The 26,463-nt window shown below is 69.6% G+C and carries 14 protein-coding genes and 1 tRNA gene; 3 read left to right on the forward strand and 12 right to left on the reverse strand.

The features are described from left to right. Nucleotides 1-17: 17 nt before the first annotated feature. The 5 genes from M3Q35_RS07535 to M3Q35_RS07555 form a co-directional block, all read right to left on the reverse strand. Entirely contained in the window at nt 18-701 is a 684-nt protein-coding gene (locus M3Q35_RS07535) for a tRNA-dependent cyclodipeptide synthase (protein ID WP_273940926.1), read from the reverse strand. Between the two features lie 23 nt (nt 702-724). Beyond that, nucleotides 725-799 (reverse strand) — tRNA-Cys (locus M3Q35_RS07540). A gap of 37 nt (nt 800-836) precedes the next feature. After that, nucleotides 837-1,277, reverse strand: a complete 441-nt coding sequence (locus tag M3Q35_RS07545; RefSeq protein ID WP_273940927.1) for a thioredoxin family protein — start codon at nt 1,275-1,277, stop codon at nt 837-839. 13 nt (nt 1,278-1,290) lie between these two features. Continuing rightward, nucleotides 1,291-3,504, reverse strand: coding sequence for a cytosine permease (locus M3Q35_RS07550; protein ID WP_273940928.1), 2,214 nt, complete (start codon nt 3,502-3,504; stop codon nt 1,291-1,293). Continuing rightward, nucleotides 3,501-4,100, reverse strand: coding sequence for a cytosine permease (locus M3Q35_RS07555; RefSeq protein ID WP_273940929.1), 600 nt, complete (start codon nt 4,098-4,100; stop codon nt 3,501-3,503). Before M3Q35_RS07555 ends, M3Q35_RS07550 begins: the two co-directional genes overlap by 4 nt. A 284-nt stretch (nt 4,101-4,384) precedes the next feature. Between M3Q35_RS07555 and M3Q35_RS07560 the strand changes: the two genes are divergently transcribed. Then, entirely contained in the window at nt 4,385-5,317 is a 933-nt protein-coding gene (locus M3Q35_RS07560; RefSeq protein ID WP_273940930.1) for a LysR family transcriptional regulator, read from the forward strand. Further along, nucleotides 5,283-6,278 carry a LysR family transcriptional regulator gene (locus M3Q35_RS07565; protein ID WP_273940931.1) on the forward strand — a complete coding sequence of 332 codons (996 nt, stop codon included), beginning with the start codon at nt 5,283-5,285 and terminating at the stop codon, nt 6,276-6,278. The genes M3Q35_RS07560 and M3Q35_RS07565 overlap by 35 nt, the downstream gene beginning before the upstream one ends. Here the strand turns inward: M3Q35_RS07565 and M3Q35_RS07570 are convergent. Continuing rightward, nucleotides 6,264-6,881: a hypothetical protein gene (locus M3Q35_RS07570; protein WP_273940932.1), complete on the reverse strand. Its 618-nt coding sequence runs from the start codon at nt 6,879-6,881 to the stop codon at nt 6,264-6,266. The genes M3Q35_RS07565 and M3Q35_RS07570 overlap by 15 nt on opposite strands. Nucleotides 6,882-6,925: 44 nt before the next feature. Continuing rightward, on the reverse strand, nt 6,926-9,598 hold the full coding sequence (locus M3Q35_RS07575; RefSeq protein WP_273940933.1) for an NACHT domain-containing protein: 2,673 nt from the start codon (nt 9,596-9,598) through the stop codon (nt 6,926-6,928). Nucleotides 9,599-9,731: 133 nt separating this feature from the next. Between M3Q35_RS07575 and M3Q35_RS07580 the strand changes: the two genes are divergently transcribed. Next, nucleotides 9,732-10,763, forward strand: coding sequence for an epoxyqueuosine reductase (locus tag M3Q35_RS07580; protein WP_273940934.1), 1,032 nt, complete (start codon nt 9,732-9,734; stop codon nt 10,761-10,763). Here M3Q35_RS07580 and M3Q35_RS07585 read toward each other — a convergent pair whose 3' ends face one another. From M3Q35_RS07585 to M3Q35_RS07605, 5 genes are read right to left on the reverse strand one after another with little or no spacing between them, the layout of a single operon-like run. Then, nucleotides 10,764-12,593 carry a hypothetical protein gene (locus tag M3Q35_RS07585; protein ID WP_273940935.1) on the reverse strand — a complete coding sequence of 610 codons (1,830 nt, stop codon included), beginning with the start codon at nt 12,591-12,593 and terminating at the stop codon, nt 10,764-10,766. Continuing rightward, on the reverse strand, nt 12,590-17,743 hold the full coding sequence (locus M3Q35_RS07590) for a hypothetical protein (protein ID WP_273940936.1): 5,154 nt from the start codon (nt 17,741-17,743) through the stop codon (nt 12,590-12,592). The genes M3Q35_RS07585 and M3Q35_RS07590 overlap by 4 nt, the downstream gene beginning before the upstream one ends. Next, nucleotides 17,724-20,813 (reverse strand): hypothetical protein, encoded by a 3,090-nt coding sequence (locus M3Q35_RS07595; RefSeq protein WP_273940937.1) that lies wholly within the window; start codon nt 20,811-20,813, stop codon nt 17,724-17,726. The genes M3Q35_RS07590 and M3Q35_RS07595 overlap by 20 nt, the downstream gene beginning before the upstream one ends. Further along, nucleotides 20,810-21,952: a Kelch repeat-containing protein gene (locus M3Q35_RS07600; RefSeq protein WP_273940938.1), complete on the reverse strand. Its 1,143-nt coding sequence runs from the start codon at nt 21,950-21,952 to the stop codon at nt 20,810-20,812. The genes M3Q35_RS07595 and M3Q35_RS07600 overlap by 4 nt, the downstream gene beginning before the upstream one ends. Then, entirely contained in the window at nt 21,949-26,457 is a 4,509-nt protein-coding gene (locus M3Q35_RS07605) for a DUF6603 domain-containing protein (protein ID WP_273940939.1), read from the reverse strand. Before M3Q35_RS07605 ends, M3Q35_RS07600 begins: the two co-directional genes overlap by 4 nt. Nucleotides 26,458-26,463 lie beyond the last annotated feature (6 nt).

The raw sequence follows: 26,463 nt of genomic DNA on the forward strand, positions 1-26,463 counted from the left end.
TGGAGCTCCTTTCACGGTCAGACCGGGACGACGGCCTCGGCGGACAGTACGAGAAAGCCCTGGGCGGGAACGGGGCGGCGGGCGAGTGAGCCGAGATAGAGCCGTTCGAGGAAAGAGACGCGCTGGTGGTAGACGAAAACGGAGGAGGAAACGCCGACAATGCCTGGGGTGTCGAGGAACAGCGGGAGCTCGGCGAGGAAATAGCGTACGGCCAACAGACGCTGGCGCTCGGTCGGTTCCTGGCCGGCCGGGAGGCGCTTGGCCAGGACCCACTCGGAACTGGCCATCGTCTGATCCCGGAAGACGTTGTCCGACTGGAAAAGGCGGATCACGTCGTCATGGATGCGGTGGTACGCGGCGTTGTCCTGTAATCGCGCGGAGTCGAGGACGCGTCTGCCGGCGTCGCGAACGCCGATGTCGGCCAAGGCCCGGCCGATGCGGTTGAGCACGAGATTGCCCTGCCGGCGGGCCTTGTGCCGGGCCCGGGCGGGCTCGTAGCCCAAGGCCTCCAAGGTGTAGGCGGCGGGTTCGTTCGGCACGAAGAAGTGGAAGTCGGAGAAGGTCCGTCGGGCCCAGGCCGCAAGCGCGGCGATGCGCTCGGCGGTGTAGTAGCCGTTGAACGGGCTGACGCCGATGCAGGCATGCGCGCCGGTGTCACGCACGGCGGCACAGCGTGGGGTCAGTGGATCCTCGGTGAACACAACGGCTCTCCTGTCGCGAAAGGTGGAGGCGGAGGCGGGAATCGAACCCGCGTACGGGGTTTTGCAGACCCCTGCCTGAACCACTCGGCCACCCCGCCGGTGTTCCGGCCCACGGCATGGGCCGGAACGGCGGGATCAGCCCTTGGCCAGCTGGTCCTTGATGTACTTCTCCAACGCGGCCGGGTCGCCGTCGTAGCCGATCTGCCGGCTGTCCTTGAGCTCCTCGGAGTTGCGCACCGGGGCCAGCGTCGGGATGTACTCGATCTTGTACTGGTCGGCGATGGCCTTGTTGTTGTCCACGTCGACCGAGGCCAGCGTCCACTTGCCGGCGTCGGCCCCCTCCTTGGCCAGCTTCTCGATGACCGGCTTCATGGCCTGACACGGCCCACACCAGGTGGCGTTGAAGTCGAAGATCACGAGCTTGTCGGCCGACGACTTGAGCACCGAGTCGTAGTTGGCCGCGGTGACCTCGACGATGTTGTCGTCGGTGGTGGCCGCGGAGGCCGGGACCATCGTGCTGAGCATGGTGGCGGCCGAGACGGCCACCGCGCCGGTGAGCATGGCGATCTTGCGCATGGGTTCTCCTTGGTTACTTGGCGGGGTAGAGGAACTTGTCGTCGGGGATCTTGGTGGTGTGCAGCCAGGCGGCGAAGAAGTCGGTGAGATCCAGCTGGGTGGCCGCCTTGACGTAGAGCTCCCAGTCGTACCAGCCTTGGTTCCACCAGTTCTTGTTGATCTTCGCGTAGTTGACCAGCAGCTTGCCGAACTTGTCGTCGCCGATGCGCTGGCGCAGCGCGTGCACGAACAGCAAGCCCTTGTCGGTGGCCGAGAACTCCTGTCCGGCGCCGGGATTCTCCAGGTCGACCGACCAGAAGCCGGGATCGTCCCGAGTGGACTCGACGATCGCCTTGTAGCGGTCGTCGAGGTTCACGCCGTGCTTGGCGTCCCACATCCACGTGGCGTACTGGGCGAAACAGTCGGCCATGCAGAGGTCTTTCCACATCTTGATGGTCAACGCGTTGCCCCACCATTGGTACGCCATGGCGTGGATGAGGGTGTTCACATCGGCGTCGGCACCGAGAAACGGCCGGCCCTGTGCCGGCGAAGTGCCCGGCGTGGCGAGGAAAACGCCGCCGAGCGCGTCCTCGGGGTAAGCGCCGAAGGTGGCCTTGAGGAAGTCCATGACCTCGGGCAGTTTCGCGGCCAGCTCGTGGTTGCTGCCGGGCGCGAAAGCGTTTACCACCGCGGTTCCGTCAGCGAGCTTGGACTGCTCGAACTGGTAGTGGTCGATGCCGATGGAGATCGACTGCGGCGGTGCACTGGTGGTTTCCTTCCAGTGGAAGGTGGTCTTGCCGTCGGCGGTGGTGGACGGCTGCTGGTTGCCGATCGACACCACCGACCATCCATTCGGGACGGTCGCGGTGAGATCGAAGGTGGCCCGGGCCACCTGGGTGTCGTTGACCGGGAACCAGGTCCGAGCGGCGTGCGGCAGGCCGGCGGCCATCGCGCCGCCGTCGGGCAGGATCTGCCAGCCGGTTTTGCCCTGCGGGGTGTCGATCGACTCCGGCGTGCCCGAATAGGTGATCTCCACGATGAGTGCGGCGTCCTTGTCCAGCACCGTGGCCGGCACGATCACCAACTCGTGTTCATCGGCCCGGGAGAACTGGGCGTCGGCACCGTTCACCTTCACCGAGGACACCTGAAGTCCTTGCAGGTCAAGGTTGAACTGCTTGAGCCGCTGGAGCGTCTTGGCCGTCACCACGGCCTTGCCGACGAGCTTGCGGCAGGCCGGGTCGTAGCTGATGTCGACCTTGTAGTCGGCGACGGTGTACCCGCCGTTGCCGTCCTTGGGGTAGTACGGATCCCGGCCGAGCACCACCCCGTTCGGCTCGACGTGCACCCAGCCGTCGGTGCCGATCTCCGGGTCGTCGGCCGCGTGCGCCGGCGCGGCGGCGAAGCCGATCGACGCGGACAGGCAGCACACCAGCAGGACGTGGACGGGCCTACGACGCATGGGAAAACAACCACCTTCGGATCGTCCGTCGACACGGAACTCGACAACTGACGTCGTGGCCGGGGCATCGGCCGCGCTCGGGGCCTGCCCGGCGGCCCTGCGGGCCCATGGCCGGCGGGCCAGCAGCAGGTACAGCACGAAGGAGACGAGAATGGAGTTGAGGCTGGGGATGCCGATGTCGACGGTCAGCCCGACGGCCGCGCCGGCGACCCAGGCGATCAGCCCGCGCGGCTCCCAGTCCGGTGTCTCGGCCGGAAGCCGGCCGGTGGCGCGGGATTCGTCCAGCGCGGCGCGCCAGCGGCGGACGAAGTAGTACTCGGCGACGAACACGCCGGCCACCGGCGGCGTGATCACGCCGAGCACGGTGAGGAAAGACGTGAAGTGGTCGAGGATGCCCAGCGCGGACAGCACCGAGCCGACGAGGCCGAGGCCCAGTGCCGCACTGACCCGTCGGATCCGCTTGCGGCCCAAGGCATCGACCGCATTGACCAGGCCAAGCGACGCGCAGTACAGGTTGACGTCGTTGACCTTGACGATCGCCGCGACCAGGATCAGCGTGCCGATCACACCGGAGGACGAGGTCACGATGCCGACGATGTCGGCCGATTTCGCCGCGTGGGCCAGCAGAATCCCGATCACCCCGGCCCCGCACTCGCCGAGTGTTACCGCCAACACTGTTTGCTTGACAACGTCTCCGGCCGTGCGGTTGAACCGGGTCAGGTCCGGGGTCATGATCGCGCCCATGATGAAGCCGCCGGCCACGATGGTCGCGCCCTGCGCGATGGTCATCGCCGGGCCCGGGGAGGGCCCGAGGTCAGCTCGGCCAGCGAGTGCTCGCCGAGGTAGCGGACGACGCAGTAGCCGGCCAGCAGCACGAACGCCGGCACCGTGATGTACGCGGTCCAGGCCATGGACACGAAGCCGCCGGTGGCGATGAGCGCGACGACCACGCCGCCGGCCAGCGCCCACACCCAGGTCGGCGGGCCGCCGGCGATGGTGTGCAGTCCCTCCGCGAACGCCCCGGACTGCACGCCGAACCAGCCGGTGAGGCTGACCGTCAGCAGCAGTCCGACCAGCGCGGATCCCTTGCGGCCGAAGCCGCCCCAGCGGCTGAGCATGGACATCGACAGACCCTCGCGGGCGCCGGCCGCGCCGAGCAGGACCGTGACCACTTCCAGCATGGCCACGCCCAGCACCATCGCGATGACGGCGTCCCAGAAGGTCATTCCGAAACCGAGCGCGGAACCGATCAGGAACTGCGAAAAGGACGAGATCTGCCCCAGTCGCTGCACCGCGACGCCGAACCAGGAACGGCGGGCGTGTGCCGGCATGCGGCTGATCGAGTAGTCATCGGTTCCCGGAATGATCCGGTCGTCGTTGCTCATTCAACGACCCGATCGCGTTATGTGAACCCGTTTCTCATTATGCGGTTCACGGGTCATGGCCGCCTCGCTCCGATCGACGCCGACGCTCCGCGGGCTGCGGATCTGCCTCCGATCATGTGGGCGGCGAGCGGGCTTCGGGTACTGCCGGATGGTCATGTCACCGCGTTATAACCACAGATCTGGCCACCATGAGCCGACCTCACGTGCACGATACGACCGCGGTATTACCCTGCAACCGACGAAAGTAGGTAACCGGACACCCGTGGCCGAACTATCGTTCTGGAGTGGAGTTAGGGATCAGACACCTGAGGGTTCTTCGGTCGATCGAACAGAACGGCAGCCTCACCAGAGCGGCGGCCGAACTGAGACTGCCTCAGGCCTCCCTGAGCCACCAGCTCCGAAGAATTGAATCGACCGTCGGCGGCTCGATATTCGAACGCGACCACCTCGGCGTGCGGGCCACGCCGCTGGGGCAGGCGCTGCTCGGCCGGGCCCGGGCGGTGGTGACCGCTTTCGACGAGCTGGACCGGGAGTTCCACCGCGGGCCGGCGCGGGCCGACCAGCCGTTCCGGATCGACTGGCAGAGCGCCGACCTGCTCGGCGTGCTGGCCGACGCGCTGCGCGACATCGCGCCGACCAAGCAGCTCACCGGCCGGGCCGACCCGTGGCAGTCGCGCCTGCTGACCAAGCTCGTCGAGGACGACGTGGACGCCGCGCTGCTGTGCGACCTCAGCCCGCAGATCCCTCGGCCGGACGGGATCGCGAGCGCCGCGCTGATCGCCGAGCCGGTGTTCGTGGCCGTGCGCTCCTCGCACCCGTTCGCCGACGCCGACGAGATCCGCCTGGCTGACCTGGTCGGTGAGCCGTGGATTCTGCCGGCGGGGCTGGACTTTCTGGGCTCGCGGCTGCGTGAGCTGTGCGAGCGGGACGGGGCGCCGCTGCGGGTGTGGGTGGACGTCGACGCGGCCGACGTCCGGGCCGATCTGGTGGCCGGTGGGCACGGCGTGAGCCCGTCCCGGCCGGTACGGCCGTCGAGGCCTGGCATCGTGGTCAAGCCGTTGGCCGGGAATCCGTTGGTGCTGAGGCACTTCCTGGCCTGGCGGACCGACGGCGAGTTCGCCGTGGCCGCCCAGCGGATCTGTGCCGCGATGGTCGACGGCTACCGCCGTCGGGTGGCGGCCGATGACGGCTTCCTGTGGCGGGCCGATGGGCTTTGAGGTGCGGCAGCTCCGCCTGGTGGCGGCGATCGGCCGGGAGGGCAACCTGTCCCGGGCCGCCTCGGCGCTCGGCGTCAGCCAGCCCGCGGTCAGCTGCCAGCTCAGCCGGCTGGAGAAACAGCTGGGTTATCGGCTGTTCGAACGTAACGACAATGGCGTTACTCCCACCCCCATGGGCGAGGCGCTGCTACGGCGCGTCGACTCCGTGCTGCCGCTGATGGACGACCTGCTCACCGACATCGAGCAGCGCACGGTGGTCAACGCCGTGCCGGCCGTGCTGCGGGTGGGTGCGGTGTGCAGCGCCATCGCCGGCCGGATCGGTGGGCTCGTGGCCGGGGCCGTGCAGAGCGGGACCGTGTCCGTGCAGATCGACGACTGCGTGCTGCGGCTGCTCGACATGGTCGGGGACCGGCGGCTCGACCTGGCCGCGATCAAGGAGTACCCGGGCTACGAGCATCCGCTGCCGCCGCAGGTCCGGGTCACCGCGTTCATGGCCGATCCGACCGCGGTCCTGCTGCCCGAGGGGCATCCGCTGGCTGCCCGGGACGTGGTCGAGCTCGGCGACCTGCGGGAGGAGGAGTGGGTGCTGCACCCGGTGGACTCCTCCCGCTTCCACGAGTACCTGTTCGCCAGTTGCGCCGCGCTCGGGTTCCGGCCGCGGATCACCCATCAGTGCGCCAGCGAGCAGGCGTCGCTCCAGGTCGTGCGCAACGGGGCGATCAGCCTGTCCCAGGCCGGCTCACCGGCGCTGGCGCCGGGCATCGCCTGCCGGCTGCTCGGCCGGAATGCGCTCTCCCGCAAGCACGCCTTGGCGTGGCGGCTCGACAGCCCGCTCGCCGCCGCGGCGGCCGACCTCGTCGAGGAGCTACGCAAGGTGTACTGGCACGAGGCCCGCGACAGCCCGTTGTTCGACCACTGGGGCACTGAGCCGTCCAAATGGGAGCTGTCAGAGACCCGATAGCGCGTAATCCCACTCCGTCGGCCGCTCGTGGCCGTCCAGCTCGCCTCGGCCGGAGGCCCAGAGTAGTGTCGTCCACGGGTCGGTTTCCGTTGGCGCGTCGGGGAAGACACGGTCCAGAACCTTGGCCGCCAACTCCGCCGGCGGCTGCCAGTCGACGCGCAGTCCCTGGGCCACGTCATCCATGTGCAGCAACGTCTCCGCGACCGTGAGCGCCGCAAACCCCTCGGGCGTAAGCACTCCCGAGTCATTGAAGGCCCGGGCGTCTTTCGGCGTTGTCCGCAGTATCGCCACCATCATGCCGCCGCAGGCATCCACCACCTGGATGAGGCCTTCCGGCCCTGCCTTGCGGTCCGCGAAGATCACCAGTCCCGGCCCGCCGTCCCGCTGCCGGTTCCACGCGAACGGCACCGACCGGTTGGTCCACGGCTGCCCCGGCGCGACCTGCGCGGCGTGAAAGAAGAAGTTGTCGGCTATGTGTTCCGTTGTCTCCCAACAGGTCCACTCCAGCGGACCGGCCTGCGCCTCCCAGTCGCCATGCGCCTGGCGCAACGTGGCGACGGTCAGGCGGAGAGTGTGCTCGAGATCGTCTGCCGTGACGGACATCGCCGCAGGCTAACCCCGGCGCGCTCCAGCGGGCGACCGATTTGTCACGGCGTGACGATCACATGCGGCATCCTGGCTCGCAGATCATCCAGCAGCGCCTGCGGCACGTGGACGAGCCCGACGGACGAGACCCGACGGAGCGTGTCCTGCCACCGCTCGATGCCGGTGAACGACTTCAGACGGGTGTTTTCGAGCCTGAGCTCGACTACCGAATCCACGAATTTCAGTGACCGTAGGTCATTCAGCTCCATGTCATGAAGGCCCAGGGTGGTCGTTCGGATGTGAAGGTCGACCATGGCGAGAGTCGATTCGGGCCACTCGTGCAGGCGCAGCATGGAGACATCGAACAGCTCGTAGTAGCTGTAGTAGAACGAGCCGTCGGTGAGGTGCAGGTCGATCTGGTTCAGGGCGGCGAGGTAGTTCGCTGCGGCCATCGTGAGGTCGTCGCGCACCGCCAGGTGGGTGCGGGCCGACTTGGCCAGCACGGCTTCCCCGTAGGTCTGCTCGTCGAACAACAGCATGCACTGGAGGATCTCCTGGAATACCCGTTCGCGGGAGTCGGAGGCGAAGCGGGCGATGACCGGCAGCGCCTCCTCCAGGCGGGTCTCGGCGAGCGCCCTGATGGTGGCCGTGACCTCGTCGGTCGTCCGGGGCTGGCAGTTGGCCAGGAGGTCCAACACATACGGGCCGGCGGCGGCGATGGTTTTGGCCTTGTGCATCGAATCCGGGGGCAGCAGGCGCAGGGTCTTGACCTGGATCTCGCGCCGCAGGTCGGCGTTCATCTCGGGGGCGGTCTCCATGGAGGCCAGCACCAACAGGTGCAGGTCGCCACGTTCGATCAGCTTGCCGAGCAGCTCTTCCCGCTGCTTCTGCGACGCGTGGCCGACGGCCATGACCACCACCTCGTGCCACTGGTCGAGGTGGGCGTTCTGCACGACCGTGCCGACATCGTCGGTGTTCATCGCATCCTGCGCGGCGAGGTACTCCTGGAACGTCCTGTGCACGAAGTCGACGCGGCCGTCGACCGGCTCGCGCAGCAGGCCGGAACGCTCCAACAGATTCCGGTACACGTCCTGGATGCTGGCCTTGACCTGTGGCATCGCCTGCAATCGCTGGGAGATGCGGTAGATCGCGCGCGGGATCTCGACGTCGGTGTAGCCGTTGCGGATGAGCCAGTACGCGAGGTCGCCGAGCAGCAACAGCTTCTCGGTGCGGCCGAGGCCGTCGATGGTGGCGATGCGGCGCTCCACGTCGCGGCGCTCGACGAGCATGTGCAGCGCCACTTCGTACAGCTCCATGCGGTTGGTCGGCAGTGTCGCCCGGCGGTCCTGGTGCAGCGCGCACAACAGGGCGCAGAGCAGCGGGTAACCGGCCAGTTTGCGCAGGTGGCCGCGGTTCTCGATGAGTTCGAGCAAACCGGTCTGATAGGTGCCGAGCGTGCGCCGTGACTCGTCGTCGACCCGGGTCAGCTGCATCGCCGCATGCCAACGGGCGACGAAGAGGCGCACGTCGTCACGGCTCATCGGCTGCAACGCCATGACCGAGAACTGCTCGTCCCGCAGCCACTGCGGCGGCGCCCCGCCGGGCCGCGACGTGACGACGACCCGGGCCCGCGGGAAGGCGCTGACCAGGTCACGCAGCCAACCGCGGGCCTCCTCACGGCGGCCGGCGGCCAGCTCGTCCACGCCGTCGACCAGCAGAACGGCGCTTCCGTCGCGCAGCTTCTGCAGCACCCAGCCCGGCGGCATCTCGTCGGCGATGTACTTGCCGACCTCGTCCAGGAACTGCTCCGGCGTGGGCAGGTCGCGACCGGCATAGCGGCGCAGCGGGATGAAGAACGGGATCGTCCCGTTCCACGCGGCCAGCTTCGGCGGGAAGTCGTTGAGGGCGCTGCGGACCGCGATCCACTGCAACAACGTCGTCTTGCCCAGACCGGCCTCGCCGCGGATGAACACCCGCCGCGTGCCGGCCAGCAGCTCCTCCACCCGTTGCACCGGGCCGACCTCGTCGGTGGCCGCGGTCAGGCCGATGTAGGCCACCGACAGCGGGTAGCGGCGACCGGCGTCGGCCAGGGTCACGCCGAACATCTCGACGTGGTCCAGCTTTCGGGCCACGAGCTGCCGGTAGTCGTAGTCGAAGCCGGCGCTGCGGTCGCGTTGCGGCAGCCGGGCCAGCACCTCACGGATGCCGTCCAGCATTTCCCGGTCGCGGCGCAGCAGCTCGGTCAGCGCGTTGGCCGAGAACGCCGGCAGGCCGCGGGAGATCTCGATGACGTAGCCCGAGCATTCGCGCAGCAGCAGGTCATAGAGCGCCGTGCCGTCCGCCGACAGCAACGTCGTCTGCGACGGCACTCGCCCGCGGATCGACCGGTCCAGGTGGCCCGCGTCGAGGTCCGCCGCGAACAGGTCCCCGTCGTCCAGCGCCGCTTGGGCGAACGTGTCCCGCACTGCCTCGATCGCCGCCAGCTGCTCGTTCTCCGGCAGGCCGCGGAACTCCGCGTCGATGATCGGCTCCAGCCGGTCGACCACCGCCTCCGCGAAGTCGTCCATCAGCCGCTGGAACTTGCGCCGGTCCCGCTCCTTGGCCAGCCGCCCCGACAGCTGGTCCACCGCCGACGCCCCGACCTCCGCGGCCAGCTTGTGATCGCCCAGCCACAGCTTGGTCGCCGTCCGGACGGCCACCGTGCCCAGCGTGATCAGCGCCGCCTCGATCGACATCGGTCCATCCAAGCCCAGCGGCCGGGCCCGCCACCGCCGTTCGCCCGAATCGGCCCCGAAAGCACCAGTGGGTTGTGTTTTCCAACTAACCGTGTCAGGGTGAGTTGCACTACTAGACCTGGGGAGGTCGGGCGTGGCGAAGATCCCGGCGCGGTTGGCGGAGCACCCGAACGTGCGGGCGGTGCGGGAACGGCCCGGTGGCGGTCCGGCGGGGGTGATCGACGCGGGCTGGCTGCGGAAGCTGTGCCTGGATGCGGGACTGGACGACGTGGGATTCGTGTCGATCGACCACGAGGACCTGGCCAGCGAGGTGGAGCACGCGGAGCATGCGCTGCCGGGCACGCGGAGCTTCATCAGCCTGGTGGCGAGGATGAACCGGGACAACGTGCGCTCGCCGGCGCGCAGCGTGGCCAACCAGGAGTTTCACCGGACGGGGGAGCTGCTGAACGAGGCGGCGCACGAGATCGTGCGAGCGCTGGAGGACGCGGGTTATCGGGCCATCAACCCGTCGGCCACGTTCCCGATGGAGATGGGCAAGTACCCGGGCCGCATCTGGGTGGTGGCGCACAAGCCGATCGCGGTGGCGGCCGGCCTCGGCGCGATGGGCATCCACCGCAACGTGATCCACCCCAAGTACGGCAACTTCATCCTGCTCGGCACCATCCTGGTCGACGCCGAGATCAGCGAGCACGGCCAGAAGCTGGACTACAACCCCTGCCTGGAGTGCAAGCTCTGCGTCGCCGCCTGCCCGGTCGGCGCGATCAGCAAGGACGGCGTGCTGGACTGGGTGGCCTGCTCCACCCACAACTACCGCGAGTTCATGGGCGGCTTCACCGAATGGGTGGAGACCATCGCCGACAGCAAGGACGGCCCCGAGTTCCGGGAGCGGGTGAGCGACTCCGAGAACGCGTCCATGTGGCAGAGCCTGTCCTTCAAGCCCAACTACAAGGCCGCCTACTGCCTCGCCGTCTGCCCGGCCGGCGAGGACGTGCTCGAGCCCTACCTCGACGACCGCAAGGCGTTCATGAACCTCGTGCTGAAACCCTTGCAGGACAAGGTGGAGCCCATCTACGTGCTGCCGGACTCCGAGGCCGGCGAGCACGTGCGGAAGCGCTTCCCGCACAAGCTCCCGATCACGGTGACCGGCGGCCGCCGGCCTCGGTGATCACGCCGTGTCGACGAGCTGGTCGAAGGCCAGGCCGCTGGCCGCTTCACCTCGTCCGACGCCGCGCTGGGCGCTGAGCCACACCACAACCCGGCCGTCCCGCCACCGGGTTCGGTTGTAGGCCACGGTGAGTTTGGTGCCGGCGACCGGAACCTCCTCCTGGTTCACGTAGTACTGGGTCGGCTGCGGGAGGTCCAGGCCCTGCCGCAGCAGGTCGGTCCGTGGCGGCACGCCGACCGTCGGACCGACCGCGCTGGGCAGGGCGGCGCGTTGGAGCTGGATCTTGCGCTTGATGTCGTCCACGTGCACCGGGATGAACGGAATCCAGTTGTCGGGTATTGAGTTCATCGCCTCGTAGGCAATGGGCGCCAGTGCGCCGGTGCGGCCCTGTGGCGGGAAGAGCCGGGTGCGGTGGGCCAGCACCTCGGAGGCGATCTCATTGCCGCGACGGCTGTTCCCGGTGGCCGTCCGGACCACCTGCTCGATTCCCCAGACCAGGTCGGCATGCTCGTCGCGGACCAGCCACACCTCCTCCAGCGCCGGCCCGTTGGCCACCTTGGGCACACTGGGCGGCAACAACATCCCGGTGTGCACGGGCACCGGAGCCTTGGGGTCGACCGGGCCGACGGTGTCGACGGTGAACATTGACCAGCGCTGCCAGCGTTTGTCGTTCGGTGTGCCGGCGGGCTCGACCCACAGCCGCTGCCCGAAGACGTCGGTGACCGCCACGCCGTCGACCCGGGCGAACGTGCCGGCCGGCAGGTCGCAGGGCAGTTGGTACCAGTCGTTGCCGTAGACCAGCGCGAATTCGAGGAAGACCAGCCGGGCCAGGTCGGTGCTGTCCGGCTTGACCGCGGCGAAGTTGGTCTTGCCGTCCTCGACGGCCCACCAGCGGGCCAGCGGCATGCCGGAAAACCGGACCTGGGAAGGGAAAACCGCGCGGACGATCGGCGGCGGGGCGGTGCCGGTGCCGCCGACCGGACGGCCGGTGTTGACGGTGAAGTCCTGCCATTCCAACGTGCCGCCGGGATACTCCTGCGCGGTCAGCACGGTCTCGCCACCGGGCGCGGGCCCGGCGACCGAGAACCGGTGCTCCAGCGCCCGCGGATCCCAGGCGGCGTCGCCGACCGGCTGGTCGATCAGCCCTTCGAACCAGTTGATCAGCTTGGGCTTCAACGCATTGATCGCGCCGGCGTTGAGGATCACCTCCAAGCCGGTGAGGCCGTCGACCGGCTTGCCGCCGTTCTTGAGGTGGCGGTACAGCTCGTAGCCGTCCATCCGGCGGCCGGCCATCGCCTGCATCGCCGCCCACACCTCGGGATGCGAGGCCCGGGCCGTGTCGGCGTCCTGGTCGGGGTCGGGCAGCGCGATCGGATAGAGGTCGACGTACTGCTTGCGGATGGTCAGCCCCCGCAGCAGTGTGTTCGCGCCGATCAGTTTCATCCACCGCCTTCCGATGGCCAGCCGCAGGTCGAACGAGATCTTGTCGGTGTCGAAGGCGAACGGCAGCGCGCGCCGCTCGGCGAACGTCTCCAGTGGACGGTCGGCGGTCAGGTTCTCGGCCGGCCCGTCGCCGGCGGCGAACCGGGTCGGCGTGGTCGCGGTGACGGCATACTTTGCCGTCACGGGCGAGCCGGCGTCGGCGCCGCGGAATTCGCCGAGCTGCCACTGCCGCGCCAGCATCCACAGTGGATCCCGCACCTCGGCCCGCAGCGCGCGGTCGAAGTCGGTGGTGCGCGGCCGGCCCTCCAGCCGGTTCCACAGCCCGACCGTCGGCAACTGCCGACCGGCCAGCACGTCGGTCAGCGACTCGATCCGGGGTTCGGTCATGGCGTGGCCTTCCGGCGCAGGTTGGCGATGGCGAGATCGGTGCCGATGGTCACCGGCTGTCGTGTCGCCGACATGACGGTCGCCGGCAGCAGTTGGGCGTACGGCGTGTCGTCAAGATGTTGCGGCTCAACGGCCCGGGCCTTGGCCAGATCAAGCGTCTCATTGACGGCCGCGAGCAGGTCGTCGGTGTGCCACGAGCCGGTGCGGGCCGGCGGCGCGACCAGCAGCATCGCCTGCGGCGGCTCGGAATCCGGCCGGTCGACGTGCACGGCGATGGACGTTGTCTCGCTGACCGCCGGCACCACCTCGGTCCACTCGTCCAGCAACAGTCCACAGTGGTCGGATGTGCCCAGCAGCGGCTCGGCCGCGTAGTGGGCGCTGAACAGCAGTTTGTCCTCGGTGATCGGCTTGTTGTCGGCGAATTCCATGGCCAGCCAGTGATCGCCGGCATGGTAGGGGAACTGCACCGGCGTGACGGCCGGCTCTTCCCAGCCGTCGAGGATGCCGAGAATGCCGTGCCCGGGACCGCGCAGCGCGTCGGCCATCGCCACGGCGTTCTCCCAGTGTCGCATCTTGTCCCGGACGCGGGCGATGCCGTGCACCCAGTCGTCCACCGGGAAGTCGTGCGCGGCAACGAGGTGCGCGACGAGTCGGCCGCTGTCCTGGCGGGCCTTGCGCCAGTCGCTGTTGACCTGGTCGGTCGGCGTGAACTCGGGCACCACCAACACGTCCTCGCCCAGCAGTGCCTTGAGTGCCTCCGTCGCCGCCTGCACCTGATCGGGTCCGGTGACCGCCTTGTCGTAGTCGGCCAGCGGTGGCAACACGTTCTTCAGCCGCAGCGCGATGTCGGCCGCCAACGCCGTCGTGCGGGTCAGCAAGTCCTTGCCGTAGGTGACGATCTGGTCCTGGAACGGGCTCAGGTCGAGGCCCAGTCGATCGTACTTGGCCAGCGAGCCGATCCGGCCGATCTCGGCGAGGAGGCCGCTGAGCGTGTTCTGGCTGCTCCTGGCTTCGTTCTTGAGCGAGGTGACCTTGCCGTTGAACTCGTTGCGCAGGCTGGCCACCTGGACCCGGAGCGCAGTGGGCGTGCTCGGCCGCGGGCTCGTCGGCGTGGTGGTCAGCAGGCGTTCCGCCTGCTGTAGCAGGGCGAAGCGCTGCTCGTCGGTCGCCGTGCGCGGGAGGTTGTTGTATTGCACGATGATCGCGTCGGCGGCGTCGAGCGACGCCTGCATCCGTTTGGAGGTCACCAACACGGCCGCGAGCACAGCGGCGAACACGCCCCGTCGCCACTCGACCAGCTCGGCCCAGCCGCTGCGGACCATGCCGAACTTGCCGGCCGTGGTGACCAGATCTCCATAGCCGCCAATCAGATCGTCGATGCCGGCGATGATGTCGTCCCGCCCCATCGGCGTGAGATCGGCCAGATAGTCGCTCACGTCTTTCTGGAATGCGGTCAGCGACGCCTGCACGGCCAGCGGCCGGGCCTTGGGCAGCTTGATCGACTGGTCGGCCGAGCGGTCGACCGTGCCGCCGGCGGCCGGAGTCAAGTCGGTGGGGCGCAACGGCCGGGCCGTGGTCAGCAGTGTCCGCAGCGACGCGATCAGCGGCGACGTCTCGAAGAACGTGACGCTGTTCGCCACTCGCTGGGTGTGCTGCACGGTCAGCACCGCGTCCGGCCGAGGGCGGAAGCGCTCGACGATCGCACCGATAATCCGGTCGTCCAGGTCGGTCTGGGCCGGATCGCCGGTCGGCCGCACTGCCCACAGCAGGTCGATCGGTTGCAGCCCAAGGTCGTTCTGCGTGACGGACTCGGCCCGGGCCAGGCCGCTGACCGGGTCGGTCCACGTCACCTTGGCCGAGATGGTCGCCGGCACCACCGCGGGCAGCCAGTCGTTCACCGCCGGCTCAGCCTGGGCCCGGGGGTTGTTGTGTCCCAGGAGAACCCCGTGATCGGGATCGAGGCTCGGGGTGAACAGCACACCGAACCGGTGGGTCAGCGTGGTGCCGCTGCGCGGAGTCTGCACGACCGCCGGCACGCCGGGAAAGCCTTCCTTGGCATAGGCGTCCAGGGTTGCGGCGGCCCGTTCGGTGTTGCCCAGCAATGCCTGGTGCGTGCCCTCGGCCACCGCGAGATCGGCCAGTGCGTCGTGCAGGTCCAACAGGCCGACTACGGCCTGACTGATGGCCGCTGTCTGGTTCGGATCGGCCGGCGGCAGCGCTGCCTCGAGGCCGAACGGGTAGGTCTGGGACACGCCGCCGCGGGTCAGGTGGCGGGCCAGTGCGAGGCCGTCGACCACGTTGTACGACTCGACCTGCTCGATCGGCCCTGACTGCTGGGTCTCAGGGATCTTGTTGGCCCGCAACGGGAACTGCTGCCGCAGTGCCGGAATGAAGGTGTCCAGCTCGGCGATGGCGTACGAGTCGTGCAGGTCCCGTTCCAGCCGGTAGCCGAGCAGCGCGCCCAGGGCCTGGCCCTGCCGGAGCCCGTCGAGCACGGTCAGGGCCCGCCGCACCCGCTCGGAGCTAAGGTTGACCGCGAACGAGCCGGGATAGTCCTTTGACCCGTTGGCCAGATAACCCGCGCGTAGCACCGCGGCGGTGCGGGCGTGGGCCGGCGACGGGGCGTGCACGTAGCCCTCGTTGCTCGGGTCGGTCATCAGCGGCGTCGGATCGGCGAAGATCGTCGCCAGGTCGGCCGGCAGCGGCGGCGTCGGCACAAGGTCTTTGCGGGGCCGGATGTTCTCCAGCCACCCGTACGACCCGATGTGCACACCACGCGCGGCGTTGGTGCGCATTTCGGTCAGTCGCTCGGTGACCAGACCCAGCCGCCACGAGTCGAGACGGTAGGTGGCCAGGTCGAGATGCTCGGCGAGAACCCGTTCCAGCCGAGCCGTCGGCAGCGTGGACAACAGGTCGATGGCCTGCACCTGCTCGGCCAGCTCGGCGGTGGCCGGATTGCCGTGGGCCACGGTCGGGATGTACTCCCGTACCAGGGTTTGCGGGCTGCCGGTCAGCACCGGGTCCGGCGAGTACAGCTGCCGGAACCGGCTCTCGCTGGGCAGCGACGACGGCGGCTCGGCGAACTTCACGTGCACGAACAGCGGATCGGCCGTGGTCGGCGGGTTGGGGCTGCCGGCCGCGATGGCCAGCCGCCGGCCGGCGTCGGCCCAGGCCAGGATCACCGCCTGGCGCAGCAGCAGGTAGAGCAGCGCGGCCGGCCGGACGTCACCGGCGAACCCGGTCTCCAGCCGGATGGCCTCCAGGTCGGTGAGGCCGTGTTGAACCAGCCAGGCCAGGTAGTTCTGGCGGTCGGCGGTGTAGTCGCGCACGGGCGTGGTCTCCGACAGCGGCCGATCGTCGACCAGCGGCGCGAGCAGCGGGTGTTGGGAGTCGATGAACAACCGCCGCAGCAGCGCCGGATCCGGTCCGGTGTAACCGAGTCGGGTCAGCAGCGCGCGGATCGGCTGCGGCATGTTCAGACCGTCGAGCGCCGGCAGCACGGCCGATCCGTTGGCGCCGAGGTTCTCGCGGTTGAAGATGTCCTCGACGCTCTGAGCGTAGCGCTGGTAGTACTCGGCCGAGGTCGGGTGCAGGGCAAGGATGTCCAGCAGCACCTGGTGCGGGTCGCCGGCCGAGTCCACATGCGACACTTTGGCGGTCGCCGTCTGCCAGTCCGCGCCGGCCGTGGCCAGCACGTGGTTGAGCACGCGGCGGTGGGCTTGGGCGTCGGGCCAGGTCAGCCGGGAGAACGCGGTGGTTGGCAGGATGCCGTACGGCTGCCGGCCGATCCGCATGGTCGGCGCCGGGCCGCGGCCGGAGACGTTGCGTAGGAAGAAGTCCCGGAGCTCGGCCACGAGGTCGTCAGGGAACATGGGGTACAGCGTGGTTTGCAGGTGGTAGCCCCAGGTTGCCGGCCACAGCGCGGTGTTCATTGCCCGTGCGTCGGTGTGGTCGGTCCCGTCCGCGCCGGGCACGCCGGTCAGCACGGCCGGGTCGATGCCGACGAACTCGGCCAGCAGCTGTCCGTCCGATGTGGATGTCCAGTCGTCGCTGTCGAAGCTGGCCGCGGCGGTGCGCAGTGCGGCCGCCGACACCGCGGTGGCGGTCTGGCCGGCCGGCGCCTGGTCGGAGTTGTTGGTGGGCGTGCCCTGTGGCAGCACGGCCAAGCCGGCCGGGCTGCGGAGCTGGCGCAGCAACAGGTCGCTCAGGTCGGTCGCGGACTGGGCCGGCGTCGACTGCTGCCGCAGCCCGTACACGACAAGGCGGTCGATGCCGTCCTTCTGCTGTTGGGGCGTCAGTCCAATTCGGACACCCATGCCGGCCGTCACGGCCTTGCCGAAATCGGTCAGCCACAGCAGATCGGCGGGCACGTGGAGGTTGCCGTTCGCGTCGATCTGGAGCTGGTCGGCGTCCGCGGTGCCCGGATCCGGGCTGACGGCCAGCGAGGTCGGCAGTGGATTCCCGGTCTTGGTGAACACCTGCTGACCGCCGACGTAGCCGACAAAGGTGAATGCGTCCGGCAGCAGCCGTGCGTGGGCGGCGGTGGTCCAGGACTGGGCGGCAACCTGACTCGGCACCGGCAAAACCAGGAAAGCGACGATGACGTCGTCGCTGGGCGCGGTGGGCGCGGCGTCGATCCCCAACGGCCGCCTGGACTTGATGCCGGTCGCCCGAGCGGGGCCGACTGCGGCGAGCAGGGCGATTTCGGCGGTCCGGGTCCTGGCCCGATCCCCGTGTGCCTGCCAGATGGCGGTCCAGTAGTTGACGGTCGGCTGCCGGTCGTTCACCGCCACCGGTGTCGTCGAGCTGACGACCAGCACGGTGGTGTTAGCGGGAACATTGGTTGGCTTGTCGGCGAGATTCGCCGGTTGGTGACCCTGGAGCAGCCACGTCGCACGGCCCGGCGGGATCCGGGTGCTGAGCTCATGCCACGCGGCCTGCTCGCCCGCCGCCACGCCACCGGCCCGCCACACGGCAGCCCAGTAGGCGTCCATCGCGGCGATCTCGGCGGTGGTGGGCAGCGGCTCGAACTTGTCCACCTGCCACTCGTCCGGGAACACGCGGATCAGCAGTTCCGCGCCGACGAACCGGGTCTCCACGCGGACCGGCCCCAGCAGCACGGGGTAGTCGTCACTGAGCGGTGTCGTCATGCGGCAGCATCTCCTGTGCGTGCACGGCCAGCAGCACCGGCGCCTGGAACAGCAGGTAGGCCACGTCGGCCGAGCTGATCCCGGGCTGCCATGCCACCGCAGTGTCCTCGTCGTGCTGGGCGGTCATCAGCGGGTCCTGCGCGTACTCGCCGCTCAGGTCGTTCAGCGTGACGCTGACGCCATCGCCGAACTGGAGGAAGCCGTGCCGGTCGCCGGGATCGAGCAGCGGCCACGACAGGTCGTCCCACAGCTCGACCGGCCCGTCGGTGTCGATGTCCGCGCCGAACCTCGGGTCGCCCGGCCGCTCCTTGATCACGAAGAACCAGCCGGGATCGGTGACACCGTCGCCCTTGGCCTGGGCCGCCGTCAGGTCGAAGCCCAGCAGGTAGATGTCCGGCTCGACCTTGCACTCCCACAGCGGCATGCGGATCTCTTTGTCGGTGGGGTGGTTCGGATCGAGCGGCTCGCACGGCAGCCGCTCCTTGCCGTGGTCGTCCTGCCACACCGCGGCCTGCGCGTAGATCGCTGCGGTCGGGTACTTCTTGAGCAGCTCGCCACGGATGATCAGGACCAGGGTGTCCTGCTGGTCGTTGGCCGGCCGCCGGTTGTTGTTGGCCCCCAGCGGTCGTTTGCCCCAGGTGTCGATCGGGGTGATGTCGTAGAGCCGCTGGCGGCGCTGCTGCTCGGACTCGCCCGGCGTGGACAGCGCGGTCCGCTCGTCCCAGAACTGGCGGAACACCGACCCGCGCTGGTCGGTCGGGTACTCCCGCCACAGCATCTCGCGGCCCAGCTCGTGGTTCAGCCCGACCAGGTAGGACTCGATGAACTCCTGGTTGGTGTCGAGCAGCGTCACCGTGTTGGGCGGCACCAGATTCAGGTTGGGCACGAACAGGTCAACGGACAGTGCCAGCAGCGGCCGGAACATCGGCAGGTCGATCACCGGGTACGCCATCACCACATCGATCGGCTGGTCCGGGGTGTCGGTGGCGGCGAAGGCCGACACCGACCGCAGTCGTGGCGGCAGGTTCACCGAGGCCAGCAGGTTGCGCGGCACGGTCAGGTCGGCCCGCAGGCCGTTCATGGTCACGTCGGTGACGGCTGCGACCGGCAGCGGCGGCCGCGCCGCCGTGCTGCCACCGACCGCCGCGGCGTCGAAGCCGTGGTACATGTCGCGCAGCGCGTCCTTGAAGTTGGCGGCGTCGTGGCTGTCCTGTTGGCCGCCGGTCGACGGTGGCGGCAGGTTGTCCTCGGGCACGCTGAGCTGGAAGTTCGAGCTGAAGGGAAGTTTGCCGACCGGATCGTCGTCGAACGTCGGCACGGGATGCAGCGCGCCGTCCAGTTTCGCCGGCGTGACAACGGCTTCCGGCACCACCCAGGCCGGCGCGGCAGTGACCGTGCCCAGCTCCATCTTGGGCAGCAACGCGTTGTTGCCCTGGCGGTCGTCGGTGAACAGCGACTTGATCAGCCGCGACGCCGGCCGGGTGGCCCGGCGCATGGTGGGGGAGACCGGCGCGGCGCCGATGTTGCTGGCCGCGACCTGGTAGCCGACGGTCTGATCGGCGTCGGTGACCCGTGGGTGGGCCGGCGCGGTCAGCCGCAGCGGGCGGCCGCCGGGCGCGGCCGGGGCCAGTGCGGTGGCTGCCGGCTGAGGCGTGACATGCTTGCCCTGCAACGCATGCCCGACCTCGCGGGCCAGCTGGGCGGCCCGGATCTTGTTGTTGGCCGCCACCACGTCGCCGATCTGGGCCCAGGCGGCGTTCATGTACTCGTCCTTGTGCTCCTGCACGACCCTGGTGCCGTAGTTGGCGGCGACGCGGAACCGAGGGTCGAGGTTGAGCCGGTGCACCCAGTCCGGGTGCTGAGGGTCGACGATCGGCCGGCCCTGGTCGTCGGTGACCAGCCGTCGGGTCAGCGCGTGCCAGCGCCCGTACAGCGGCGGCGTGATCACCGGATCCGTTGCGCCGCCGGGCTTCTTGTAGTCCTCAGCCAGGTTGATCAGCGCCGCCAGCGCCTGTTGGAACGGGTGCTGCGGGTAGGTGACGCCACCGGTGGTGTCCCATGCGTCCCAGACGTCCTGGTGGTCCTCGGGCAGCCGCAGCGCGCCGCCGAGCTTGAGCACGCCGTGGATGTCGGCCGGTGTGGTGATCGGCGGCAGGCCCGGGCCGGCCGGCTCGTGCACGTCCATGTCGCGGCGGCCGACCGGATCCTTGGCCGTGTACGGGTGCAGCAGCCGCACCAGGAACTCGAAGTCGCCGGCGGTGCCGGTGCGGAAGAACCAGCGATGGTAGTACGGCAGCTGGCTGCCCCCGGCGGCCGGGCCCCAGCTGGCGTCGGTGGCCCCGGCAGTGGGCGGCTGGCCGAGGCCGGCCAGGCGGCCGTTCTCGTAGGACGGCACCAGAAACGCGTGGTAGCCGGTCTCGGGTTTCAGGTGCCGAGGGCAGATCAGTCGACAACAAGCGTTGTCAGCGTTCTGGGCCAGCACCTGCTCGAGGCCGGCCAGCGCGGCGGTGGGGTCGTTGGTTGGCGTGGTGCCGACGATCTCGCCGTTGACGTGCACGTGCGCCCATGCGCCGAGCTCGTCGGGCGGCGGCAGCGTCGCCGCCGGATCCTTGACCGTGATGAACGGCAGCGGCCCGGGTGGCGTGGCGCCCTCGGTGAACTCCACGCCGTTGCCGTCCTGGTCGGCGGCCAGCACGATCAGCGCCAGCCACGGACGCACGTTGCGGCTGGTGTCGGTGGCGGCCGGGCTGTACCGCCAGAGGTAGTCCTCGTCGTAGAACTCGATGTGGGCCAGGAAGTTCGGCTCGAAGTTGGTCACCCACTCCCGCGGCTCGGTACGCGACACCGCCCGCGGGTCGACACCGATCACGTCGCCCGGCCCGTAGACCTGCACGGTGTGGCCGACCGGCAACGGGGGCAGTGGCCGGCCGTCCACGGCGTCGCCGATGATCTCCAGGTTGATCGGGATCTGGGCCCGGTGCTTGGTCGGGTCCTGGGGCGCGGCGCCGATCAGTGTGGCCAGCCCGGTGCGCAGCCACGGCAGGAACGAGTAGGCGTTCGGGGTCGTCACGGCGTGAACACCTCCGCGGCGGTGAGCAGGTCGTCCACGTCCGGCGTGCTGGCGGCCAGCCCGGACCGGGCGGTGCCGCCGAGCACCAGCACGCTGTGGTCGGCCAGCGCGACGGCGGCGAAGCCCCAGCGGCCGGCGGTCAGCCCGGTCACCGTTGTCCAGGGCTGCGCGGCCGACGGGTCGTAGACCAGGGTGCTGGGGAAGCCGGTGTCGTTGCGGGTGCTGTCGGTGCCGCCGACAATAACGGCCTTGCCGTTACCTAGCGGGGCGGCGCGGTGGAACTCCCGGCCGGCCGGCATCGTGGCCTGCGCCTGCCAGCCGCCACCCTGCGTGTACAGCTCGGCGGTCTTGCGGCTGAACGGGTCGAACGTGCCGTCGCCGCCGGCCTGCGGGGCCGCGCCACCCGTGACGAGGACGGTGGTCGGGGTCAACAAGGTCGCCTGGTGATGGCTGCGCGCCACGGCCATGCTCGGGGCCGGGGACCACTTGTCGTTGGTCGGGTCGTACAGCTCGCACAGCGCCAACTGGGCCTCGCCGCGGCCGGTCGCCGTCACGCCGCCACACACCAGCACCTGGCCGTTGTCGAAGACCACGGCGGTGTGGCCGTAGCGGGCGTCGGCCATCGGGGCCTTGGTCGTCCACTTGGTACCGTCAAAAAGCTCTACAGTGGACAGTGCGCGCACGGTGTCGCTGCCGGTCGGCACGGTCGCGCCGCCGATGACCAGGACCTGTTTGTTCTTCAACCGCACTGCGGCGTGGCCCCAGCGGCCGCCTTGCAGCGCCGGCCCCTGCGACCAGGTGTTCTTCGTATGATCGTATCGTTCCACGGTGGTCAGGCCGGGGGAGTTGGGCGTGGCGAGGCCGCCGGTGACCAGCGCGTCGCCACCGTCAAGGTCGGTCAGTGCGTGCAGCATCCGGGCGCCGAGCATCGTGCTGCCCTGCCACGCCTTGGTGCTCGGCGTGTAGTGCGCGGCGGAGTTGACCGGCGTGCCCGACTTGTCGGCGCCGCCGGCCACCAGGACGGTGTCGTCGGCCAACCGGACCGCGTTGTCGTGCTGGCCGCGCCAGCTGGCCGCCGCGGGCAGGTGGCCGGCGGAGGCCCAGTTGCCGGTGGTCATGGCGTCGAACCCTTCGCTCATGGGGTGAAGACCTCGGTGGTGGCGGTGTCCCCGCCCGCGACCAGTAGCCGGCCGTCGAACAGCTCGGCCGCCGCGAAGCCGGCCCGACCGGCCGTCAGCCCGCCGGTGCCGGTCCAGGTTCCGTTGGGGTTGAACACATGTACGCTCGCGTAGCCGCCCTGGCTGATGCCGGTGCCGCCGATGACCAGCACCTGGCCGCCGCGCGTGCGCACTGCCCGGTGCCGGCTGCGCCCGCCCGGCATGGGGGCCGCGGCCGTCCAGGTCGTGCCGGTGGAGTCGCAGATCTCTGCCGTGGCAACGCTGTCCGGGTTGAACACTCCGTTGGCGTCGAGGCCGACAGCATCGCCACCGGTGACCAGGATGCGGTCGTCGGTGAGTCGGATCGCCTGATGACCCTTGCGTGGCACGAGAAGGCTGCCGGTCGGCGTCCAGTGGCCGGTGCTGGCGTCGTAGCGTTCGCAGTACGCCAGCGCGGTGTCGCCGGCCCCGGTCCACCGCGAGCCGCCGATGACCAGCACGTTTCCGTTGGCCAGCAACACGGCCTGATGGCCGGCGCGGGCATCGGCCATCGACGCGAGCTGCCATTCGTTGCCGTTGAGCCGTTCCGAGCTGGCCAGCGTCCCATTGGCCCCGACGCCACCGGCGACGATGATCGTGCCATCGGCGAAGGCGGTGGCAGTGTGGCCGGCGCGGGCTTCGTGCAGCGCCGTGGATGTGGTCCAGGTGCCGGCGATCGGATCGTAGACCTCGACCGAGTTCAGCGGCTGGTCATCCGCGCCAAGGCCGCCGGCCACCAACACATGTCCGTTGGCCAGCTTGGTCGTGGTATGCCCTCGGCGGGCAGTGGTCAGCGATCCCGTTGCCGTCCAGGACGTTGTGACTGGATCGAACAGCACTGCCGTGTTGACCGGGACGCCGCTGGCATCGGCGCCGCCGACGATCAGGATCTTGCGGTTGTCCAGCAGCACAGCGTCCACATCGGACAGTGCGGCCGGCAGATCGCCGCCGGCGGTCCAGGTCTGCGGCTTGGCCGGCGAGGCAGCCGCATCGGATTCCGGGACCACGTGCAACTGCCCGGCCAGGCTGCTGTCGGCGCCGATCCAGTCGGCCATCGCCTCGTTCGCGGCCGTCTCGCTCAGGAAGCTGACCGGACCGTCCAGCGGGGACACCGCCGGCACGTTGTTGCGGACATAGGTGATGACGTAGCGCTGGTCGGCGACCCGCACGGTGTCGTCCGGCGCGAACGGCTGCCGCCGACTACTGTCCTGTTGGGACAGTACGGACCGGCTGGTGCTGCTGCCGCACAACAACTGTGTGTGCACCGCCGGGCTGATGTTCACCAGCGGCTTGCGCACCCGGGTCGTGGTGGCCGCCCGCAGCAGTCGGGCGGCCGGAGCCGGCTGCTGGCCCCGGTTGTCGATGATGATCTGCTCGTACCGGGTGCTGCGGCGGACCGCGCGGGCCGACGCCAGCCGGCCGCCGGCCCCGGCCACCTCCAGGCCCGCGTCCTGGTTCTGGTACGCCGACTGGGACAACTTCTCCGCGTCCGTCATGGTCTGGAACTGGGCCATGGCGAACTTGTCGGCCACCGTCGACACCTGCACCAACGTGGTGTCGGCCGGCCGCACCGAGAAGCGCTTGCCGTCGCTGGGCAGCTGCGCGCCCACCCGGTCGATCCGCACGTTCAGCGGCAGCGCGCGTTGCCGGATGAACAGCGTGCCGAGGGGATGCAGCACCGGATCGCCGACGTCGTCCGGCGGGCGCAGCGTGACCAGCGGATTCGTGCCGCCGGTCGGCAGCCGGGTCTGCCAGCCCTCCAGCTTGGTGATCTCACGGGCCAGCAGCGGCAGCACCGGCACGCGCGGCAGCGTGGTATCGCGCTCCTCGCCCCAGCTGATGTCGAAGTCGGCCGAGATCTCGAAGAACAGCAGGGAGATGGAGCCGCGGCCCTTGGCCCGCCACGGCGCCGGGCCGGACAGCGCGAAGTCGAGGTCGATGCCGAACACGCCGACCCCGAACGCCTTGAGCGAGACGCCGGCCGACACCTCGATGACAAACGCGAACGGCGAGATCTGGAACAGAGCGTCGAACGAGAGGTGGCCCTCGATGAAGAACTCGCTGAACCCCAGCTGGAGCTGGGCCGACGCGCCGAACTGGACGGTGTTGCTTGTCACCGCGAAGTAGCCCTGCACGCGGATCAGCTCGCCCGGCCGGTTCAGGATGTCCACGCTGATCCGGTCGGGCACCGGGAACGGCAGCGCCGGCGGTCGGAAGGAAGGGTGGAAGCCGCCGACCGTGAGCACGAAGTCGGGGTTGTCGCCCCAGGCCACCAGCAGGCCCATGCCACCGTCGATGGTGACGGTGAGGATGTGCGAGTCGAAGATCTCCGCGTAGAACCAGAGGCGGGACTTGTCCACCTCGAGCGCGCCGACGAAGGCCACCTGCAACACCAGCAGCGGCAGCTGCTCGGTGGGCAGCACGCACTTGAGCAGGCCCAGTATCGCCACGTTGCCCGGCGGAACCTCCACGATCACGCCAAGCGACACGCTGACCAGCGTCGGCGTGCCCCAGCCGATCTTGGCCATCGGCCCGATCAGGAAGGAGCCCTGGCGAGGCGGGAAGAACGCCCGCAGGTCCGACAGCACGCGAGGCGCGTTGGCGATCACGTCCTTCGGGAACAGGACCGACTCGATCGAGCCGCTGCGCACCCCCTCGACCAGCGCGGTCAGGTTCATGCCGCGATTGAGGCCGAGCACACCGCCCACCGCCAGCAGGGTGAAGCCGTAGCCCAGCTGGATGCCGCCGCCGCCGAACTCGGTCGCGATCACCACGAGCAGCGAGAACCCGTTGGTGCCGTCCGGCATTCTCGTGCTGATCAGCCCGATCGCCGTCAGCTCGACCAGTCCCGCGAACTCCAGCTGCAGCGCACCCGCATACTCGCCGCGATCCGGGTCCGCCGACAGGAAACCGCCACCCTTGACGATACCCGCGTCGACCTCGAGGCCGATCCCCGTCGGGGGCTTGAACCCGAGGTCCAGCTGCGCCGGGCCGACGTTGCCGCCACCGTCCGGAAAGGACAAGTCGACCAGCACGCCCAGCCGGTCGACGCTGGCCTTGATCGGGCCAAGCGCCACCGTGAAACCCGCCGAGAGCTCCACCGGCACCCGGCCGCCGTCAACCGACGCCGACAGGTACACCTGCTGGATCTCCACCGGCCCCAGCTCGATGTGCACCGGCACCTGCACCTGCAGCCCACCGCCCCCGGTGAACCGCAGCCCGCCGGCCGGGTCGAACACGAACCCCACCTGGAAGTCCGACTCCAGATGCAGGCCGCGCAGCACCGTCGCGATGAACCCGTCCCCCTGCGACGTGTCGATCACCAACTTGCCGCCGGACAACTCCCCGGACACCGTCGGCACCCCATGCGCATGCCCGGTGCCGAGGTCGACGACGAGCTCCATGCCCATCGACAGCGTCACGGCGCCGACTTCCAGCCGGCTGCCGCCGGCCTGTCCGATGAGGACGAACGGCTGTTCCGGCTTCGCGGTCAAGGACAGCGTGGCTGAGCCGTCGAGTTGGCCGCTGGACGGCGGTTGCACCGTGAGGTTGAACGGTGGCCGCAGCTCGCCGCTGGTGCCGACGGGGAAGTCGACGTTGACGGCGAGATTGCCGTCCCACCAGGGCTGGAGGCCATGCGGTCGCACTGTGGCGGCGCCGGAACCAGGGAGCACGGCCTCGAACCGCAGCCCCTGCCCGTCGGCGGTAGGCGTGAGATCAAGGGCGAATGCTTGCAGCTGTGGGGGATTGCCGTCGGCGGCTGGGATGAACAGCGCGGGCAGCCCGGCCGTGGTGAGCACGTCCTCCAGGACGCCGAACAGCTTGGCGGCGTCGAAGGCGCCGGTGCCCCAGCCGTAGAGGCGGGCCAACTGGCCGGCCGGGTTGGTGAGCGCGGGCAGCAGTCGGTCGAGGTGGACCGACACCGATTCGTACGGCGGCGCGGCAGGATTAGTCGGGTCACCGGAGTGGAACGTTCGTTCGACCACGCCGAGCAGCGTGAACACCGGCGGGCTCAGCACCGCGGCCAGCAGCCGGTCGACCAGCTTGCCCGGCAGGCCGTCAACGAGGGCGTCGATCTGCGCCTGCGTGATGCCCGGCAGCCCCGGGCCCGCGCTGCGGATCGCCGCGGCCACTTCGGACAGTGCCGCCTCGATCCGGCCGACCTGCGTGACCACTTCGGTTGCCGCGGCCGCCATGTCGACCGCGTGGCCTGCCTCGATCGCGTCGGTCAGGCGGTGCACCGCCGGTGCCAGCGCGTCGGCGGCGTTGCCGACCGTTGTGCGGGCGTTGGTGATCGCTGCCGTGGTGAGGAACTGCGGCGGGAACAGCACACCGAGGTCTTCGAAGGTGCCGAGCACCTGCTCGTCGTCCAGGAAGCCGCCGGCCGGCCGCCAGAGCGCGGCGAGCGCGGTCGCGAGCCGTTCCAGCACACCGGGCTGGTCCGCCATGAGTCG

This window comes from Kutzneria chonburiensis (assembly GCF_028622115.1).
Lineage (GTDB): Bacteria > Actinomycetota > Actinomycetes > Mycobacteriales > Pseudonocardiaceae > Kutzneria > Kutzneria chonburiensis.

What these genes read in the sequence shown, in the direction of transcription:
- M3Q35_RS07545 (WP_273940927.1), bottom strand. Translation starts at nt 1,277, where the DNA reads ATGCGCAAGATCGCCATGCTCACCGGCGCGGTGGCCGTCTCGGCCGCC.
- M3Q35_RS07605 (WP_273940939.1), bottom strand. Translation starts at nt 26,457, where the DNA reads ATGGCGGACCAGCCCGGTGTGCTGGAACGGCTCGCGACCGCGCTCGCC.
- M3Q35_RS07575 (WP_273940933.1), bottom strand. Translation starts at nt 9,598, where the DNA reads ATGTCGATCGAGGCGGCGCTGATCACGCTGGGCACGGTGGCCGTCCGG.
- M3Q35_RS07565 (WP_273940931.1), top strand. Translation starts at nt 5,283, where the DNA reads ATGACGGCTTCCTGTGGCGGGCCGATGGGCTTTGAGGTGCGGCAGCTC.
- M3Q35_RS07570 (WP_273940932.1), bottom strand. Translation starts at nt 6,881, where the DNA reads ATGTCCGTCACGGCAGACGATCTCGAGCACACTCTCCGCCTGACCGTC.
- M3Q35_RS07600 (WP_273940938.1), bottom strand. Translation starts at nt 21,952, where the DNA reads ATGAGCGAAGGGTTCGACGCCATGACCACCGGCAACTGGGCCTCCGCC.
- M3Q35_RS07590 (WP_273940936.1), bottom strand. Translation starts at nt 17,743, where the DNA reads ATGACGACACCGCTCAGTGACGACTACCCCGTGCTGCTGGGGCCGGTC.
- M3Q35_RS07550 (WP_273940928.1), bottom strand. Translation starts at nt 3,504, where the DNA reads ATGACCATCGCGCAGGGCGCGACCATCGTGGCCGGCGGCTTCATCATG.
- M3Q35_RS07585 (WP_273940935.1), bottom strand. Translation starts at nt 12,593, where the DNA reads ATGACCGAACCCCGGATCGAGTCGCTGACCGACGTGCTGGCCGGTCGG.
- M3Q35_RS07555 (WP_273940929.1), bottom strand. Translation starts at nt 4,100, where the DNA reads ATGAGCAACGACGACCGGATCATTCCGGGAACCGATGACTACTCGATC.